Below are 17,249 nucleotides of genomic sequence, written 5' to 3'. Positions count from 1 at the left end.
TGTGCGGGTCGTCCAGGACACCGCCACGTGGCTGGTTCCGGTGTCATCGGCCCCACCCCGGTGCGTGCTTCCCAGAAGTCCGATGTAGACGATTGCTGATCCGGCGTGCCGACGGCGCTTTCAGGACCGAGTCGCGCGTGCGCCTCGCCCACCATGCGTCCCGCGTCTTGGGGCGCTCCCCACCGGGAACTGGGGCCGTCCCCCCTCAGCACGCCCGGTCGACGGCGCCGCACGACGGTCCGCCCCCGGCCGCGGCGGGGGACGGCACCACCGGGATCCGGTGGTTCTTCGACCTGGATCCGGGGGCGCGCTCCATCGAAGACGAGCCCGCGCGGGAGCAACATTTCAGGTAACAGCAAGGACACCCGGCGAAAGTCGCGAAGACCACCACCGGCACCGCCGGGACCCCGCGAGAGGCGAGACGATGAGCAACCCCAGGCAAGACCACATCACCCAGGCCCTCCAGGCGCTCACGACGACCGCCGACCACCACGAGTCCCCGTCCGACGAGCAGGACATGGCGCTGGGCATGTCGGACCTGGCGGTCATCGCCGACCTGCTCGGCAGGCTCGCGGAGCAGTCGCGCACCGACCTCGCGTCCTGGGGAACCGTCGGCCCGCACCTGGAGCAGGCGCAGCACCACGCCCAGCGGCTGGCGCGCAGCCTGCGCCACGCCACCGGCACGCTCGCCTACAACGCGGGGCTGCAAGCCGCGGCGTGAGGCCGCGGCCCGGCTGTCTCGACATCGGCGGCCCGCGGGTCGACACTCGTGGCGGGGCGACGAGTGCGGGGGGCCGGACACTCGATGGACGAGCGCGATCCGGTGGCCGGGGCGCCCAGTCCCGCCGCCGCGGGAGCCGAGGCCGGGGCACCGGCGGTGCGCCATCGGCCGGTCTTCGGCGTCTACTACACCGCGCTGGTCGCCTACACCGCGGTCACCATGGCGTGGCTGATGATCGGCGCCGTCGCCGCCACCGCCCACTACTGGCCCTATTTCAACTGGGCGTTGCGGGCCGTCACCCAGGCGCCCACGGCCGCCCGCTGGCCGGTGATGTGGGCGCAGGGGTTCGTGACCGCCTCGGCGCAGAGCGAACCGCTCGGCCAGGCCGTCCTGGACTACGTGCTCAGCATCCTCAACCTCGTCGTCGCGGGCGCGCTGCTGTGGTCCTGGCGCAGCAACTGGTCGACGCGGCTGCTGGTGCTGGCGCTGGTGGGCTCGGCGGGCGCGTTCAACCTCCAGGCTCACGTGGCGCCCAAGGTCGTCCAGGCCGCGTTCGGCATCAGCATCGGCTGGTGGCACGTGCTGCTGCTGCACGGCATCGGCGGCGTCACCTACGTGCTGGCCCTGCTGCTGTTCCCGACCGGGCGGTGGGACCGCGCCGGGCCGACGTCGTGGCTGTCCAGGATCGCGGTCGGGGTCAGCATCGCCGGGGTGGTCAGCCTGCTGGCGCTGTCGACCGCCGACTACCCGCACACCGTGAGCTTCGTGGTGTTCTTCGGGATCCTGGTGCCGGTGGTCGGCCTGGTGGCGCAGCGGCGGCAGGCGCGGCACGGGACCACTCCGGACGCACGCAGGCAGTCCCGGCTGCTGTTCGCCACGCTGACGGTCGCGGTCGCCGTCGTCGCCGTGCTCGCGCTGGTGAGCCTGTGGCTGCTGCTGCTGGGCGCGCCGGGCCTGACCATGTTCGACCCCACCGCGCGCAAACCGGGCGAGCCGTTCGAGGAGCCCAGCGCGGTGGTGTTCTGGCCGGTCCGGTTCGTCTTCGCCGCGGTGCCCTGCGCGCTCATCATCACCGCCGCGCGGACCCGGCCGTGGGACATCGAGCGGCTGTTCAGCCACGCCCTGGCCTTCACGGTCGTGCTGGTGGCCATCGGCTCCGGCTACGTGCTGGTGTCGGCGACGCTCGACGCGCTGCTCGGCGGCACGTGGGGCAGCGTGCTGTCGGCGGTGGTGGCGGTGCTGGTGGTGGCACTGGCCTTCGTCCCGGTGTGGTCGGTGGCCGAACGCGTGGTGGACCGGCTGATCTACGGCACCCGCCCCGCTCCGGCGGCGGTGCTGACGCAGGTCGCCGACCTCTCGGGCGCCACCGACCACCCCGACCTCTCCGAGCTGGCCAAGGTCGTCGCGCGCGGGCTCGGCGCGGCCTACTGCAGGCTGACCGTGCGCCTGCCCGAGCTCGGAGACCGCGACTACCAGTGGCCTGACGAGCCGGGCGAGCTGGCCGAGCCGGTCACGCTGCCGGTGCACTACGGCGGCGAGGAGGTCGGCGTGCTCACCGTCGACCGCACCGGCGTCACCAACGTTCCCGAGGAGCGCTCCCGGCTGCTGGACGACCTGGTCAGCCTGCTCGGTCCGGTGCTGCACAACAGCAGGCTCGGCATCGAGCTCGAACACCAGCTGCACACCGCGCTGCGCCACGCCGAGGAGATCGCCGCGTCCCGCCGCCGCGCCACCGCCGACATGGACAGCGAGCGGCGGACCCTGGAGCGCAACCTGCACGACGGCGCGCAGCACCACCTGGTCGCGCTGCGGATGACGATGGGGCTGGCCGAGCACGAGCTCACCCACGGCGCCGCCGAGTCGGCCAGGGAACGGCTCGGGCAGGTCATCGCCCAGGTCAACGGCACCCGCAAGGTGCTGGCCAGCACGGCGGCCGGGGTCTTCCCGGTGCTGCTGGCCGACCGCGGCCTGCTGCCCGCGCTGAGCGCCGAGCTCGCCGAGGCCGGGGCCGACGTCGTGATCGACATCGACGAGTCCGTCGGAGAGCGGCGCTTCCCGCTGGCCGTCGAGACCGCCGTCTACTTCACGTGCCTGGAAGCGGTCAACAACGCCTTCAAGCACGCGCCGGAGGCGACCGTGCGGGTGAAGGTCCGCAACGAGTACCTGGGGCTCGCCTTCACCGTGACCGACGACGGCCCCGGCTTCGACCCCGCTCGCAGCGAGGGCGCCGGGCGCGGACTGCACAACCTCGCCGACCGGGCCACCGCGGTGGGCGGCACCGTCACGGTTCGGTCGGCGCCGAACGAGGGCACGACCGTCGAGGGCTTCATCCCGCTCTGAGAGGCTTTCGTTGACCGCGCCTCGCGTGGCGGTGTGGGTGGCAGAACCTCAGTGCATGTTGACGCCGCTTCGAAGATCGAAGACAGGCTCTGACCCCCCGCAACCGCCTTCCGGTCACTGCATCCGCTCCGGCTCACCAGGCGCCGAGCATGCCCTCGCAGCTGCGCACCACGGCCAGGCACACCTCCCGGACGTCCCGCGTCGCCGCGGGGTTCTCGGCGCGCTCGCGCCACCACGCGAGCTGCTGCGCGGCGGCCCTGCGGACCTCCTCGGGCGCCGCGGCCGCGGGCAGCGCGAGCCGCACGTGCGGGTCGGTTCCCGACGCGCCGAGCAGCCGCTCGGCCATCACCCGCTCCTGCTCCCGCAGCGGGACGGCGACCCCGCGCAGCGTGTCGATGACGTCGACCTCGACGAACTCGTGCGCGCCACCGCGGATCCGGTCGAGCTCGTAGGACATCGCCTGCCGGTGCGGGTCGTCGGGCGCGACACCGTGCAGCACCTCCTCGACCGCCCGCAGCGCGGCGCGGGCCCGCCGCACCTCGCTCAGTTCCGCGAACCGCGAGCGCAGCAGGTCGCGCACGGGTTCGATGCCGCTCTCCCGCACCAGCGCCGCCGACAGCTCGGCGCAGCTCTCGGCCTCGCCGTCGCGGACCAGCCCGGCCGCCAGCCGCACCCCGAAGATCCCGAAGCGCCGCAGCAGCGCCGCCCGCTCGCCCGGGCCAGGTGCGCGCGGTGCCTCGGTGCGCGCGAAGTGCTCCGGTGAGCGCAGCAGGTCTGCGACCTCGGCCTCACCGAGCAGGCTCAGCCGGTGGAAGGACTGGTACTCCGGCTCGCGCAGCGTGGCTCCCGACGCCGCCAGCAGCCCGGCGACCGGCAGGATCGCCTGGCACGCCCGCCGCAGCCGCGGGTCGAGCAGGTACTCGGCGACCGTCACGCGCGCGGTGCGCATGGCATCCCCGCCGGCGCCGCCGAACCGGTCGGCCTGGGCGATGACCACCACGACCGGCGAATGCTCGCGGATGCGATCGAGCAGGTCCGGGTGCTCGCTGCCGAGCTCGTCGGCGAGCAGGAGCACGACGTCGGTGCTGCCGACGGAGGTGAGCAGGGCGCGGGCTCTGCCCGCCGCATCGGGTTCGGCGCTGTCCAGGGGCGGCAGGTCGATCAGCGTCAGGCCGCGCAACGCCGAGGACGGCGACTCCACCTCCAGGTGGTCCACCTGGCCGGCCGGCATCCCGGCCGGGTCGATCGCGTTCGCGGTCGGCAGCCTGTGCGGTTCCCCCTCGGTGGGATGGACGGTGACCCCCGGCCTGGTTCCGCCGCGGTAGAGGGTGACGGTCCTCGTCGGCCCCTCCTCGGCTAGGTTGCGCCCCACCAGGGCGTTGACCAGCGTGGTCTTGCCACAGCGGTGGTTACCCGCGACCGCCACCCGCAGCGGCTCGTCGAGGCGGGCGGCCGCCTCGGTCAGCTCCCGCCCGGCGGGCTCGCTCCCGTAGTGCTCCAGCGCGGTGGTGACCAGGGCGCGGACGCGGCCGCGCAGGGTGTCGGGTTCGCGAGCCTCCTCCGGGGCTCGCTCCTGTTCCTCCTCCGCGGGCAGCTCCTCGGTCGTGGCCAGCCCCTCGGGCTGTTCGGCCTCGGGATGCCTTGGCACCAGCGGTTCGAGCCGGTCGGGCAGCCACGCGGTCACCGTCACGCCGCTGGCGGTCTCCCGGCACCGCAGCCCGCCGCCGAGCGCGGCGAGGCGGTCCTGGTCGTCGGCCAGCGCCACCCGCGGATCCACCGCCCCGGGCTGCGGGTCCGGCTCCTCGACCCGCGCGGTGAGCCTGCCGTAGTCGTGGCCGATGCGCACCGCCAGCGGCTCCGCCGAGGGCTGCCCGCCGAACAGCCGCATCGCCGCCGCCGTGGCGAAGTAGATGCCGGACTCGGTCTCCCAGTCGACCCGGTCCCCGAAGTGACCGCTGAGCTGGACCGGCCGGGCCAGGTCACTGGCCAGCTCCTCCAGCGCCGCGCGCGGGCCGTCGTCGCGCAGCACCCCGGGGTACACGCCGCGGACCACCGTGCGGAAGCGGTCGATCACCTCGTCGAGCACCGGGCGCAGCCGCGCCAGGCTCCGCTCGGCGTCCTCGGGGTCGGTCGCGGCCAGCTCCCTGACCTGTTCCAGGCCGGCGCTGATCTCGGCCAGGCTGGCGGTGGTGACGTTGGCGATCTCGGTGACCAGCCGCCTGCGCTCGACGTCGCGCGCGTGCATCAGCCGCTGGCGGGACGCGGTCAGCTCCGCCCCGAGGTCCTCGGCCTGCCGCACCCGCGCCTCCAGCTCGGTGTTGAGCGCGACGCTGCGCAGCAGCAGTCCCGCGCCCCCGGCGATGTTGTGCATCACCCGCAGGTCGCGATCGGTGACCGGCTCCGGCTTGCCGATCGCCAGCGCGCCCCGGCTCAGGTGGGCGTCGACGACGGGAACGGCGTGGTCGACACCGGGCAGGGCGCGCAGACCGTCCAGGTCGGCCACCGCGTGCGTGGCACCGGCCCACGCCGCGGGCCAGGACGCCGCGCTCACCAGCCGGCCGCCCACGGTCAGCCACAGCGACGCGTGGTCGGCGCGGGTCTCCTCGGCGAGCATGCGGGCCATCGTCGGCAGCGCCTGCTCCAGCGACCCGACCGCCGTGAGCCCGCCGGCCACCTCGGTCAGCGCCGCGCAGGACTGCGACCGGTGCAGCCACGGCGTGATCCACCGCTGGAGGGGGAAGTGTCCGGCGGCGGCGATCCCGGCGGCGACGAACGACAGCGCGATCACCGCTTTGCCGTCCCAGCCGAATGGCGCTCCCAGGCCGCCGACCACCACGAGGAAGACCGTGGCGAGGTAGCCGGCGGCCCACAGCCGGCGTGCCGTCAGCACCACGTCGAGCCGCCGCATCACCCGCCCCCGCGCGCAGGGGAGGACCCGCGAGCCGCGCGGTCCGTCGCAACGCCCTCCCACGGATGAGGGAAACGCTAGGGCCGACTCGCCCAGATCACCAGAGGACAAACGTCAGCCGTGAGCCTCAGGTACGACCCGCGCACAGGATGCGTGTGAAAAGGATGACGGAGCCAGCGGGCGCCTGAGGTTCCACCGGAACCGCCACGCGAAGGTCGAAGACAGGCGCTCAGAGGTGCGGATCGCAGCGCCGGCCGTCGCGATCACTCCGCGGCACGGCCTCGGGGGAGGAGTCGGCTGCCGGTGGCCGCACCGTAGCCACCGGCCCGCTGCGCCATCGCGGTCTCAGGTCTCGACCCACCTGGCGCGCAGGTAGGTGAGCACCGCGAGCACCCGGCGGTGGTGGCCGGTGTCGTCGGGCGGGATCCCGAGCTTGGACAGGATGCTCGCCACGTGCTTCTCGACGGCCTTGGGGCTGATGTAGAGCTGACCGGCGATGCCGGGGTTCGAGCGCCCTTCGGCCATCAGCTTGAGCACCTCCTCCTCACGCTCGCTGAGCTCGGAGAGCGCCTTCTCCTCCCGGCCGCGCGGCCGCTCCACCAGCCGCTTGGCCAGCACGGGTTCGATGACGATCTCACCGGCGTGGATGCGCTCCAGGGTGTCGCCCAGCACGTCGACGCTGGCGATCTTCTCCTTGAGCCGGTAGCCGATCCGGTCGGTGCCGATGTCCAGGATGCGCATCAGGTAGTGGGTCTCGGCGTAGTGGGAGAGCAGCAGCAGTCCCATCTGCGGGTGGGCCGAGCGCAGCCGCTCGGCGGTGACCAGCCCGCCCTCGGGCTCCGGCGGCATCCGGATGTCCAGGATGGCCACGTCGGCCTCGGTGCCGTCGCCGAGGCTCTCGATCAGCTCGTCGCCGCCGCCCACGCACGAGACCACCTCGTGGCCAGCCGCGCCGAGCAGCATCACCAGGCCCTCCCGGAACAGCGCGCCGTCCTCGGCAATAGCTACTCGCATGGCATCCTCACCGTGATCACGTCGTCCGGTCCGCGCTCGGCCCCTTTCTTGCGTTCGGCGGCGATGTCGAGCACCAGCTCGTCGCCGACCCGGTCGATCACGACCTCGAGAGCCACCGCGTCGTCGGACAGCCTCGCCACGCTCTCGGCCACCTCGAAGTACGCGGCGGCCTCGACCTCGGCCGAGAACCGTTCGGCGGGTGCCCGCACCGACAGCGGCACCCCGAACCGCTCCGCCATCGCCTCCAGCGCGACCCCCAGTCCCGCCGTGGCCAGCACGGGCGGGTAGATCTGGCTGGCGACCTCGCGCAGCTCCTGCAGGACCGCGTGCAGCTCGTCCTGGGCGCCCGCGAGGCACTCGTGCACCAGCTGCTCGTCACGCGCCCGGTGGCTACACACCCCCAGCCTCAGCGACAGCGCGGCCAGCCGCAACGCAGGCCCGTCGTGCAGCTTGCGTTCCAGGCGGCGCCGGTGCAGCCATTCACTCGCCCCGGGCGAGGGCGCCGGGCACGTGCCCAGCTCGCCGCGTACCTCGCGCCGCTCGGTCATCTCGGAGGTCCCCTTCCAAAGCGGTACGCGCACCATCGTGGTCCGTCGTGGCCGTCGCGGAAATGGGGTGCACCCCCCACCGGGGGTAGGGACTGCCCACCCCGCCCGGGCAGGCCGGGGCCATTGGCCCTGTGGACCCCGCCGGTCAGGGGTTAGCGTGAGTGCGCCGGTGGGCATGCGCAAATGCCTTCAGGGAGCGTGTTCATGGGTTACAGCCTTGGCGTCGATCTCGGCACGACCTTCACCGCGGTCGCGGTGGACCGCACCGAGCGGATCGAGATGCTGACGCTGGGAGACCGCACCGTCGTGGCTCCCGCCGTCGTGTTCGCCCGCGACGACGGCGGGGTCGTGACGGGCGACGCCGCGGTGCGGCGGGCCATGAGCGAGCCGTACCGGACCGGCCGCGAGTTCAAGCGCAGGCTCGGCGACCCGACCCCGCTGATGCTGGGAGGCACGCCGTACTCGGCCGTGGCGCTGCTGGGGTACCTGCTGCGGGACGCCCTGCACAAGGTCACCGAGACCGAGGGCGAGGCACCGGACAACGTGGTGCTGACCCATCCGGCGAACTGGGGCCCCTACCGGCGGGAGCTGTTCGACGAGGTGCCCAGGCTGGGCGGCCTCGACGACGTGCGCAAGGTGACCGAGCCGGAGGCGGCCGCCGCCTACTACGCGGCCAAGCGCCGCCTCGACGACGGCGAGGTGGTCGCGGTCTACGACCTCGGCGGAGGCACGTTCGACGCGACCGTGGTGCGCAAGCTGCCCGACGGCATCGCCATCCTGGGCAGCCCGGAGGGCATCGAACGGCTCGGCGGCGTCGACTTCGACGAGGCGGTGCTCAACCACGTCGACCGCGAGCTCAACGGTGCGATCGGGGAGCTGCCCCCGCAGGACCCGCAGGCGGCGACCGCGCTGCGGCGGCTGCGCCAGGACTGCATCGAGGCCAAGGAAGCGCTGTCGGTGGACACCGAGACCACCATCCCGGTGTTCCTGCCGAACCGGCACTGCGAGGTGCGGCTGACCCGCGTGGAGTTCGAGGACATGATCCGCGTCCCGATCGAGTCGACCATCGAGGCGCTGCACCGCGCGCTGCGTTCGGCGCGCGTCGAGCCCGCCGATCTCGCGGCGGTGCTGCTGGTCGGCGGCTCGTCGCGGATCCCTCTGGTGGCCAGGATGGTCTCGGAGGAGCTGGGGCGGCCGACCGCGGTGGACGCGCACCCCAAGTACGCCGTCGCGCTGGGCGCCGCCGCGCTGGCCGGCGTCGAGACGGGGCCCGCCGGGGTGAGCCTGGAAACCGCGAAGGTCATCCCGGCCGCCCGCTCGAGCGGCAACGGCGGCCTGGCGCGGACCGAGCAGGCGGAGGAGCAGGGCCCGGCGGCCGGTGGCGGGGGCACACCCCCGCCCGAGACCGGCGGACGCGGTGGGGGAGGCGGGGAGCCGGAGGGCGAGCCGTCGGGCCGGCGCGGAGGTCGGGCGCGGGCCGCGGTGACCGGCGTGCTCGGCAAGCCGCGCAACATCATCATGCTCGCCGCCGCGGTGCTCGGCGTGCTGGTCCTGGTGGGGACGCTCAGCCTGTTCGGCGGTGGAGTGGGGCCCGACGTGCAGGCGCCGGGGCCGCGGGAGGCCGAGCCGATCGTGCCCGGCCCAGCGGTGCAGCCCAACGCGTTCGCCGAGAGCCTGCCGAACCCGACCCCGGCTCCCGACATCGGTGTCGCTGCCCCGCGCGGGGTCGCCGTGACCCCCGACGGCCGCTACGCCTTCGTCACCAGCCGGAACACCAGCCGGGTCTCGGTGATCGACGTCGCGAACGGCCAGGTGGTCGCCTCGGTGTTCCTCAAGGTGCCGCCGCAGTTCGTCGCGGTCGCCCCGGACGGCCGCCGCGCCTACGTCAGTGCCTACCCGCCCACGGGGCCGGAGAACCAGGTGGCAGTGATCGACGTCGCCAGCGCGACCGTGATCGCCGAGGTGCCGGTGGGCAAGCACCCCTACACGCTCGCGGTGTCCCCGGACGGCCGGCAGGTCTACGTGCCCGACCACGACTCGGCGGAGATCTCGATCATGTCGACCGAGACCAACGCCGTGGAGGGCGTCATCCGCGTCCCGCGCAACCCGCACTCGGTCTCGTTCAGCCCGGACGGCCAGACCGCCTACGTCGCCAACCACGAGTCCAACCTCGTCTCGGTGGTCGACACCGCGAGCCGCTCGGTGACCGACACCATCCCGGTGCCGCCCAGCCCGCACAGCACGACCATCACGCCGGACGGAACCGAGGTGCTGGTCGCCAGCTACGACGCGGGCACGGTCTCGACCATCGACACCGGCTCGAAGAAGGTCGTCGCGACCACCCGCGTCGGGATCAAGCCCTCCAGCGTCGCGATCGCCCCCGACGGCAGGCACGCCTACGTGGTCAACGAGGGCTCGAACTCGGTCTCGGTGATGGCCACCGGGACGGACCGGGTGACAGCCACCCTGCCGGTGGGAGTGGCGCCGGTCGCGGCAGCCGTCACGCCCGACGGCCGGCAGGCCTACGTCACCAACGTCAACTCGAACTCGGTCTCGGTGCTCAACACCGGCCGGTGATCTTCGCTGTCTCCGGCTCCACCGCTGCCGGCGTCTGCGCGGTGGGGCTTCCATGATCGTCTGACCAGCGATGATCTTGCTCGCGGTGAGTTGTCTCTCATCTCGCGCGCAACGGTTGTTCTTGTCGCCCGTTCGGGTGAGAGAGTGCTCCCGCAGACAGCGGGTCGGTGCGGCCGGGGCAGGGCCGCCGGGGAACTACCAGGTGGTGACGCGGAAGTGCGTTTGTCGTCGTTGGCGCGGTATCGGATGCGTCCGCGAGGGCGTCACAGCGCTGAGGGGAGCGGTGCGCCCCACGTGGCGACGCCGCCGCGGGTGATCGGGTACGCCGTGGTGGCGATCTGCAGCGTGCTGGTGGTGGGCGCGCTCGGCCCGGGTTCCGACGAGGCCGAGTCCGAGTACTCCACGGCTTCGCACCCCGAGCCCGGTGTCCCCTTCCAGGCGGAGGCGCTGGTCCCGGCGCCGCCGCGCTCACCGCAGCCCGGCGGGCCCGAGGCCGGCTCCGCCGCGGAGCGCGCGGGCGCGCCGGTCGCGGCGGCGGTCACCTCGGCGCCGGAAGTCGCGTCGACGCCGTCCCAGCGTTCGGGGCGCACCGAGGAGGAGTCGGCGACCGGGGCGGACAAGCCGGCCACGTCGCGGCCCACCGCCACCTCGAAGCCGAGCGCGCAGCCGGCGCAGACCTCCGCCCCCGGCGGCACCACGCAGCCCGGCGAGACCGGCGGGTCGACCCAGCCGTCGGAGACCTCGCAGCCGGAGGAGCCGACGCAGCCGACGCAGCCCGGCGAGAGCACGCAGCCCAGCGAGCCGACCCAGCCGTCGGAGCCCGAGCAGCCGGCCGACTCGGCGACGCCCTCGCAGCCGGAGCAGCCGCAGCCGGCGGAGCCCTCGGAGCCCTCCGAGCCCCGGCGCCCGGGCCTGCTCCCGGCCGTCGGCGACGCCGTCGGAGACATCCTCGGCGGTCGCTGACCATCCATCGCCGAACCCCGGCCCTGCGCAACGCCGCGCAGGGCCGGTTTTTCGTTCGGGCCACGGCCCCTGCCGCTGATACCGTCACCGGGGTCAGTCCCCGTCGAGCCCGGCGCTTCCGCCGCTCAGGCTCCGGGTGGCTGGTTCGGCGTTGCGCCCCGTTCGGTTCCCGGCGTGTTCCGCGCTCTCCGGCAGTTCCAAGAGCGGTCGTCGGGTGCGCCCGCGCAACGCATGTCCACGCGGCAGGGTCGGTTCGTCTCGATGGGTGTGATGTCGTTGGAGCACGGCTGTTTCGTGGTCCTCACCGGAGGGCCGGGGTCGGGCAAGAGCGCGTTGGCCGACGCACTGGGGGAGAGGGGCTTCGCGCGGACGCGGGAGGCCGGGCGGGCCGTGATCCGCGACCAGACGGCGATCGGCGGCACGGCGCTGCCGTGGGCGGATCGCGAGCTGTTCGCCGAGCTGATGCTGTGCTGGGAGATGCGCTCCCACCAGAGCGCTCCGCGCGACGGCGCGCCGGTCTTCTTCGACCGGGGCATCCCGGACGTCGCCGGGTATCTGCGGCTGGAAGGACGTGCCGTGCCCGCGCACGTGGACGCCGCCGCCCGGCGGTTCCGCTACCACCGCAGGGTGTTCGTCGCTCCGCCGTGGCCGCGGATCTACCGCCGGGACGCCGAGCGCAGGCAGTCGCTCGAGGTGGCCGAGCGGACCTACCAGGTCATGGTCGAGGTCTACGCCGGCTACGGCTACGAGCTGGTGACGCTGCCGCGCGCGTCGGTGGCCGAAAGGGTGCGCTTCGTCCTGGACGCGTTGGGTTGACGCAGATGTCCGATGTGGACGTTCGCTGCGGTTCTGCGGTGGGTTCCGCCGACGCGCTGCCACTCGTCGGCAACGCGGTGACCCCGCACCGCTCAGGGCTTGCGGCCCACGCCGCCGGGCCCGGTCCACAGCTTCTCGTCCCGCGGCTGCTGCTCGGGTGAGTCGGGACGCCATTCGGTCAGGTCGACGAGCCCGGGCTCGACCAGCGAGAGACCGGCGAAGAACTCGGCGATGCGCTCTGCCGGGCGCATGTGGAAGCCGCCGATCCGCCGGGAGTACAGCTCGGCGGCCTGCAGCGTCGACTCGTCCACGTGGTCGTTGCACGCGTGCGAGATCGCCACGTAGCTGCCCGGTGCGATCGCCTCGACGTAGCGGCCGACGATGGCGGCCGGCTCGTCCTCGTCGGCCACGAAGTGCAGGACCGCGAACATCAGTACCGCGATCGGCTGCCGCAGGTCCAGCATCGCGGCGACATCGGGGTGCCCCAGCACCTCGTCGGGGTGGCGCAGGTCGGCCCGGACTGCTTCGGCCCGGTCGTTGCCCTCAAGCAGCGACCGGCTGTGCGCGACGGCGATCAGGTCGTTGTCGACGTAGACGATCCGGCACTCGGGGTTCTCCCGCTGGGCGATCTCGTGCACGTTGCCCACCGTCGGGATGCCCGAACCCAGGTCGAGGAACTGCGTGATGCCCTGCCCGGCGAGGTAGCGGACGGCCCGGCGCAGGAAGGAGCGGTTGGCCCGCAGCACGGCGGGCAGCGTCGGCATCAGCCTGCTCGCCGCCTCGGCGACCTCGCGGTCGACCTCGAAGTTGTGGGAACCGCCCAGGTGCACGTCGTACACCCGGGCGGAACTCGGCTTGTTCAGGTCCACGCCGGCAGCCCACCACGGAGGCTTGTCCATCGTCCACCACCCATGCCGTTGGTCCGGTGCACACATGGTTCGCCGAAACCGCGGGAAAATCGAGGAGCCAGGCCGAACCGACGTCAACGGCTCCGGCGGCACCGGGATTCGAGCACCGCCGCGCCCGGGCGGGCCGTGGTCGGCCTCAGGCGAGTTTCGACAGCAGCGCCGCGAGGTCGGCGGGCCGCGAGAACATCGGCCAGTGCCCGGTCGGCAGGTGGTGCAGGTCGAGGTCGGCCATCGGCGCGAAGACGGGGTTGCCGCTGTCGGCCAGGGAACGGACCACCTCGGGCGGGAAGGTGCACATGATCGCGGACTTCGGCGTGTCGGGGGTCGTCTGCGGGCGGCGCAACGGCTGGCCGGCGGTGCCGAACGGCTGCGGGGTGCCCAGCTCGCGCATCCGGCGCAACTGCTTCTCGCCGAGACCGGCGAGGTTGTCGGCGTCGGTGGCGGGGTCGAAGGGCGGCACCGGGATCTTCCAGCCGCCGCCCTCGGACGAGACCTGCCGCTGGAGTTCCTGCCGGCTGTCGGTGTCGTGGAAGTCGATCTGCGCCATGCCGTCGGGCAGCGGGCCGCTGTCGACGTAGACGATCCTGGCCAGCCGCTCGGGGATGCGGTCCCCGACGCCGGTCACCGGGATGCTGCCGCCGCTGTGGCCGACCAGGACCACCTCGTGCAGGTCCTCGTCGCGGATGACGCTGATGATGTCGTCGATGTGGGTGTCGACGTCGACCTGCGGCGTGGCCTCCGAGGCCCGCTCGGCCAGGCCGGTGAGCGTGACCGGGTGGACGTCGTGTCCCGCCGCTCGCAGGTCGCGGGCGACGTCGTCCCACGCCCAGGCGCCGAGCCAGAATCCGGGAACCAGGACGAAAGTAGCCATCGGGACCTCATCGGTTGTGCGGAGACGTTGGCCCCGAGGATAGGCCCGGTGGCCGACAGCGGCCTTCGGCGCGAAGCCGGGCCGGGCCATCCGCTGGCGGTCCGGGCAGGAGCAGTCGGCACCATTCGGACTGCCGCCAGACGGCTCGGTGGCGTGCCCAGTCCGCCGCGTCGGCCTGAGCCAGCCCAAGCCCGGTGCGGCTGCCGGCGTCAGCCGACCGCCTCCGACCTGCGTGCCGCCAGCAGGCTCGCGTGTGTGGGCGCGTCGGGCACGTGAGCGGGCCGGCGCGCGGCGAACTCCTTGCGCAGCACGGGAACGACCTCCTCGCCGAGCAGGTCGAGCTGCTCCAGCACCGTCTTGAGCGGCAGTCCGGCGTGGTCCATCAGGAACAGCTGGCGCTGGTAGTCGCCGAAGTGCTCGCGGAAGCCCAGCGTCCGGTCGATCACCTGCTGCGGGCTGCCGACGGTGAGCGGCGTCTGCTCGGTGAACTCCTCCAGTGACGGGCCGTGGCCGTAGACGGGCGCGTCGTCGAAGTACGGGCGGAACTCCGCGACCGCGTCCTGCGACCTGCGGCGCATGAAGACCTGTCCGCCCAGCCCCACGATCGCCTGGTCCGCCGAGCCGTGCCCGTAGTGCTCGAACCGCGCCCGGTACAGCTCGATGAGCCGGATGAAGTGCTCCTTCGGCCAGAAGATGTTGTTGGCGAAGAAGCCGTCGCCGTAGTAGGCGGCCTGCTCGGCGATCTCGGGGCTGCGGATCGAGCCGTGCCAGACGAACGGCGGGACGCCGTCGAGCGGGCGCGGGGTGGAGGTGAAGCCCTGCAACGGGGTGCGGAACCGGCCTTCCCAGTCCACGACGTCCTCGCGCCACAACCGGTGCAGCAGGTGGTAGTTCTCGATGGCCAGCGGGATGCCCTGCCGGATGTCCTGGCCGAACCACGGGTACACCGGCGCGGTGTTGCCGCGGCCCATCATCAGGTCGACCCGGCCGTCGGCCAGGTGCTGGAGCATCGCGAAGTCCTCGGCGATCTTGACCGGGTCGTTGGTGGTGATCAGCGTCGTGGAGGTCGACAGCACGAGGCGCTCGGTGCGAGCGGCGACGTAGCCGAGCATCGTGGTGGGCGAGGACGGCACGAACGGCGGGTTGTGGTGCTCGCCGGTGGCGAAGACGTCCAGGCCCACCTCCTCGGCCTTGAGCGCGATGGTGACCATCGCCTTGATGCGCTCGGCCTCGGTCGGCGTCCGGCCGTTGGTCGGGTCGGGCGTGACGTCGCCGACGGTGAAGATCCCGAACTGCATGCCGGCCTCCGCTGGAAATTTGGTGCAACTTTCAAGTACCTCGAACCCTATCGGTCGGCCCCGGTATTCCCGGCCCGGGATGTGAGGCTCGCCGCTCACCTCCCGCTCCGGCGAGTCCTTACCCGGTCTCCCGGGCCGAGCGGCGCGCGTCTCTGCAGGTCGGCGTGGGCACGGACAGACCGGCTCCGGTCGGCTGCGGCCCGCCCGTCACCGGCGCCGCGCGGCTGGTGCAGGATCTCGGCCATGTCGATCGATCCACGGCGAACCGCCGTCCTCGCGCTGCACTGGCAGGTCAACGTCGTCGAACCGGAGGGCTTCTTCGGTCCGATGCTCGCCGAGCCCGTCGCCCGCAGCGGAGTCGTGGCCAGCGCGGCGCACTTCCACGACGCCGCCCGCGAGGCCGGTGCGGCGATCGTGTTCACCCGCTTCACCATTCCCGAGGACGAGGGCGGCCTGGTCCGCAACACGGGCTTCATGAGCGCCGTGGCCGAGGCCCAGGAGGCGTTCCGGCCGTCGGCTCGGGCAACCCGGTTGATCTCGGCGATGCACGTCGACGACGCGACCGACCTCGTGGTGGACAACCAGAAGCTCTCCGGCCTGGCCGGCAGCGACCTGCCGGATGTGCTCGCCGCGCGCGGCATCGACACCGTGCTCGTCACCGGCGTCGCGACCAACCTGACCGTCGAGCAGACCGCCCGGCACGCCACAGACCTCGGCTTCACCGCGCACGTGGTCAGCGACTGCGTGGCGGCGGCCGACGAGAGCGCGCACGCCGCCTCGCTGGCCAACCTCGCCCTCACCACGGCTGGCTGCCTGACCGCGGAGGAGGCGCTCGCCGAGCTGTCGTCAGCGCGGTGAGATGATCACATGGAGGGTGGCGGCAGCGGTCCGGACTTCGGCGTCGACGACGGACCGAACGGGTCGCCCTGCGCACCGGCTCCCACCGCGACGGCCAGCATGGCGCGGAACTGGGAGGTGATGTCGCGCCGGTTGCCCTCCAGCACCGGATCGGTGATCTCGGTCGAGTTCGCCGGGTCGAACCGCAGGATCGGCGTGTGCACGTGGCCGCCCGGGATGTCGGCACGCAGCGCGTCTCGCAGCAGCGTCGTGCGGTAGGCGATCTCGTTGGACAGGTAGCTCCCGCCGCCGCCGGCGCGGGCGACCGAGCCCGGCGTCGGTCCGTCCGGCCGGGTCACCGGCTGAGTCTGGCCCGCGGGGATCTCGGTGACCTCGGTGTTGTCGAACACCGGGAACCGCCCGGTGTCGGCGCCGACGATGGCGGCGTAGGGCTGGGTGGTCGGCACGAACTCCGGCGGCGGGTCGATCGTCGGGATGCCCGGTGCGACGGTGATCGTCTCGCCGCGGACCTCGGTGTTGTTGTCGGTGCCCTCGTGCCAGCGCCCGTTCCAGCGCTCGACGTCGAAGCGCTCCGGCCTGCCCTGGCTGACCGTGGCGAACAGGTCCACCTGCCCCGGTCCCGGCCGCAGGTGGGGCAGGAACGTGCGTTCCACCACGCCCTGCTCGAAGGGGCGCCACAGCACCGGGAACATGGCCGCCTCGACCCGCGCGGGTCCCGACGGGGTCTGCAACGTGACTCCGTCCAGCGCGAGCGCGATGGCCCCCGACGGGTTGCTGCGGCGGATGTCGGCGTCGAGCTGGAACGGGTCGAACCCGCTGATCAGGACTCGCTTGACGCCGCGAGGCAGCACCACGCCCGACTGGCCCCGGGAGTGCCGCTCGAAGGATTCGAGGAGCTCGGTCCGCTCGGACCCGCCGAGCGCGAACTCGGGTCGCCACTGCGTCAGCGCCCTGGTCATCCGCAACCGCGCCCAGTACAGCGGCCGGTCGTCCTCGGTGGACAGGTCGCCCGTGTCCGGGAGGCGGCCCTGCGCGCGTGCGACGGCACTGCGCCACAGCAGCCGGCCTTCCGCTTCCACGAAGCGGCGGGCCGCACCCGGGCTGTCGACATCGCACAGCTGCTGGTCGAAGTCGTCGGCGATCCGGTCGAAGCCGCTGCGGGCCAGGATCTCGCCAGGAGCCGCGTTGCCCAGGCGTCCCTGCTCGACGGTCACGGGGACCGCTTCGTCGAAGCAGGACCGGTCCGCGTGGGCGACCGACGGTGAACCAGCCAGCAGCAGCACGAGCACCGCGGTGGCGCAAACGCCACGTGCACCGATGCGCAAGACGACCTCCAGGGGCAGCAGGGCGTGGAGACTCTATGCCGCACCGCGGTCGTGGAGGGGAATTCGCGTTGGCGAGTTCACGACACTTGTTTTGGAGTTCGG

At 73.0% G+C, this 17,249-nt stretch carries 13 protein-coding genes; 6 read left to right on the top strand and 7 right to left on the bottom strand.

Going from position 1 to position 17,249, the window contains the following annotated elements:
* The first annotated feature begins 424 nt into the window (after positions 1-424).
* Positions 425-721: a hypothetical protein gene (locus tag HUO13_RS22380; protein WP_211897064.1), complete on the top strand. Its 297-nt coding sequence runs from the start codon at positions 425-427 to the stop codon at positions 719-721.
* Between the two features lie 84 nt (positions 722-805).
* Entirely contained in the window at positions 806-3,061 is a 2,256-nt protein-coding gene (locus tag HUO13_RS22375) for a sensor histidine kinase (RefSeq protein WP_211897063.1), read from the top strand.
* Positions 3,062-3,194: 133 nt separating this feature from the next.
* On the opposite strand, the gene HUO13_RS22370 is transcribed toward HUO13_RS22375, so the two are convergent.
* The 3 genes from HUO13_RS22370 to HUO13_RS22360 form a co-directional block, all read right to left on the bottom strand.
* Positions 3,195-5,969 (bottom strand): GTPase, encoded by a 2,775-nt coding sequence (locus tag HUO13_RS22370; RefSeq protein ID WP_211897062.1) that lies wholly within the window; start codon positions 5,967-5,969, stop codon positions 3,195-3,197.
* Between the two features lie 345 nt (positions 5,970-6,314).
* Complete coding sequence (locus HUO13_RS22365; protein WP_211897061.1) at positions 6,315-6,983, bottom strand: response regulator transcription factor; 669 nt, start codon at positions 6,981-6,983, stop codon at positions 6,315-6,317.
* Positions 6,974-7,531, bottom strand: a complete 558-nt coding sequence (locus HUO13_RS22360) for a histidine kinase (RefSeq protein WP_211897060.1) — start codon at positions 7,529-7,531, stop codon at positions 6,974-6,976. Before HUO13_RS22360 ends, HUO13_RS22365 begins: the two co-directional genes overlap by 10 nt.
* 204 nt (positions 7,532-7,735) lie before the next feature.
* On the opposite strand from HUO13_RS22360, the gene HUO13_RS22355 reads away from it, so the two are divergent.
* The 3 genes from HUO13_RS22355 to HUO13_RS22345 all read left to right on the top strand — a co-directional run bounded on the left by HUO13_RS22355 (position 7,736) and on the right by HUO13_RS22345 (position 11,887).
* Positions 7,736-10,108 (top strand): Hsp70 family protein, encoded by a 2,373-nt coding sequence (locus HUO13_RS22355; RefSeq protein ID WP_211897059.1) that lies wholly within the window; start codon positions 7,736-7,738, stop codon positions 10,106-10,108.
* A gap of 294 nt (positions 10,109-10,402) precedes the next feature.
* Positions 10,403-11,071, top strand: coding sequence for a hypothetical protein (locus tag HUO13_RS22350; protein ID WP_211897058.1), 669 nt, complete (start codon positions 10,403-10,405; stop codon positions 11,069-11,071).
* Positions 11,072-11,302: 231 nt separating this feature from the next.
* Positions 11,303-11,887, top strand: coding sequence for an AAA family ATPase (locus HUO13_RS22345; RefSeq protein WP_211897057.1), 585 nt, complete (start codon positions 11,303-11,305; stop codon positions 11,885-11,887).
* Between the two features lie 92 nt (positions 11,888-11,979).
* On the opposite strand, the gene HUO13_RS22340 is transcribed toward HUO13_RS22345, so the two are convergent.
* From HUO13_RS22340 to HUO13_RS22330, 3 genes are all read right to left on the bottom strand, one after another.
* Complete coding sequence (locus tag HUO13_RS22340; RefSeq protein ID WP_211897056.1) at positions 11,980-12,786, bottom strand: SAM-dependent methyltransferase; 807 nt, start codon at positions 12,784-12,786, stop codon at positions 11,980-11,982.
* Between the two features lie 145 nt (positions 12,787-12,931).
* Positions 12,932-13,666, bottom strand: a complete 735-nt coding sequence (locus HUO13_RS22335) for an alpha/beta fold hydrolase (protein ID WP_211897055.1) — start codon at positions 13,664-13,666, stop codon at positions 12,932-12,934.
* Positions 13,667-13,875: 209 nt separating this feature from the next.
* Complete coding sequence (locus HUO13_RS22330; RefSeq protein ID WP_211897054.1) at positions 13,876-14,964, bottom strand: LLM class flavin-dependent oxidoreductase; 1,089 nt, start codon at positions 14,962-14,964, stop codon at positions 13,876-13,878.
* Between the two features lie 243 nt (positions 14,965-15,207).
* On the opposite strand from HUO13_RS22330, the gene HUO13_RS22325 reads away from it, so the two are divergent.
* Positions 15,208-15,822 (top strand): cysteine hydrolase, encoded by a 615-nt coding sequence (locus HUO13_RS22325; protein WP_211897053.1) that lies wholly within the window; start codon positions 15,208-15,210, stop codon positions 15,820-15,822.
* A gap of 5 nt (positions 15,823-15,827) precedes the next feature.
* Here the strand turns inward: HUO13_RS22325 and HUO13_RS22320 are convergent, their stop codons facing one another.
* Positions 15,828-17,147, bottom strand: coding sequence for a pyroglutamyl peptidase (locus HUO13_RS22320; RefSeq protein WP_211897052.1), 1,320 nt, complete (start codon positions 17,145-17,147; stop codon positions 15,828-15,830).
* Positions 17,148-17,249: the final 102 nt, after the last annotated feature.

This window comes from Saccharopolyspora erythraea (assembly GCF_018141105.1).
In the GTDB taxonomy this organism is placed as follows: Bacteria; Actinomycetota; Actinomycetes; order Mycobacteriales; family Pseudonocardiaceae; genus Saccharopolyspora_D; species Saccharopolyspora_D erythraea_A.
Note: the sequence above shows the minus strand (reverse complement) of the source record. Positions and strands in the feature narration are given on the sequence as shown.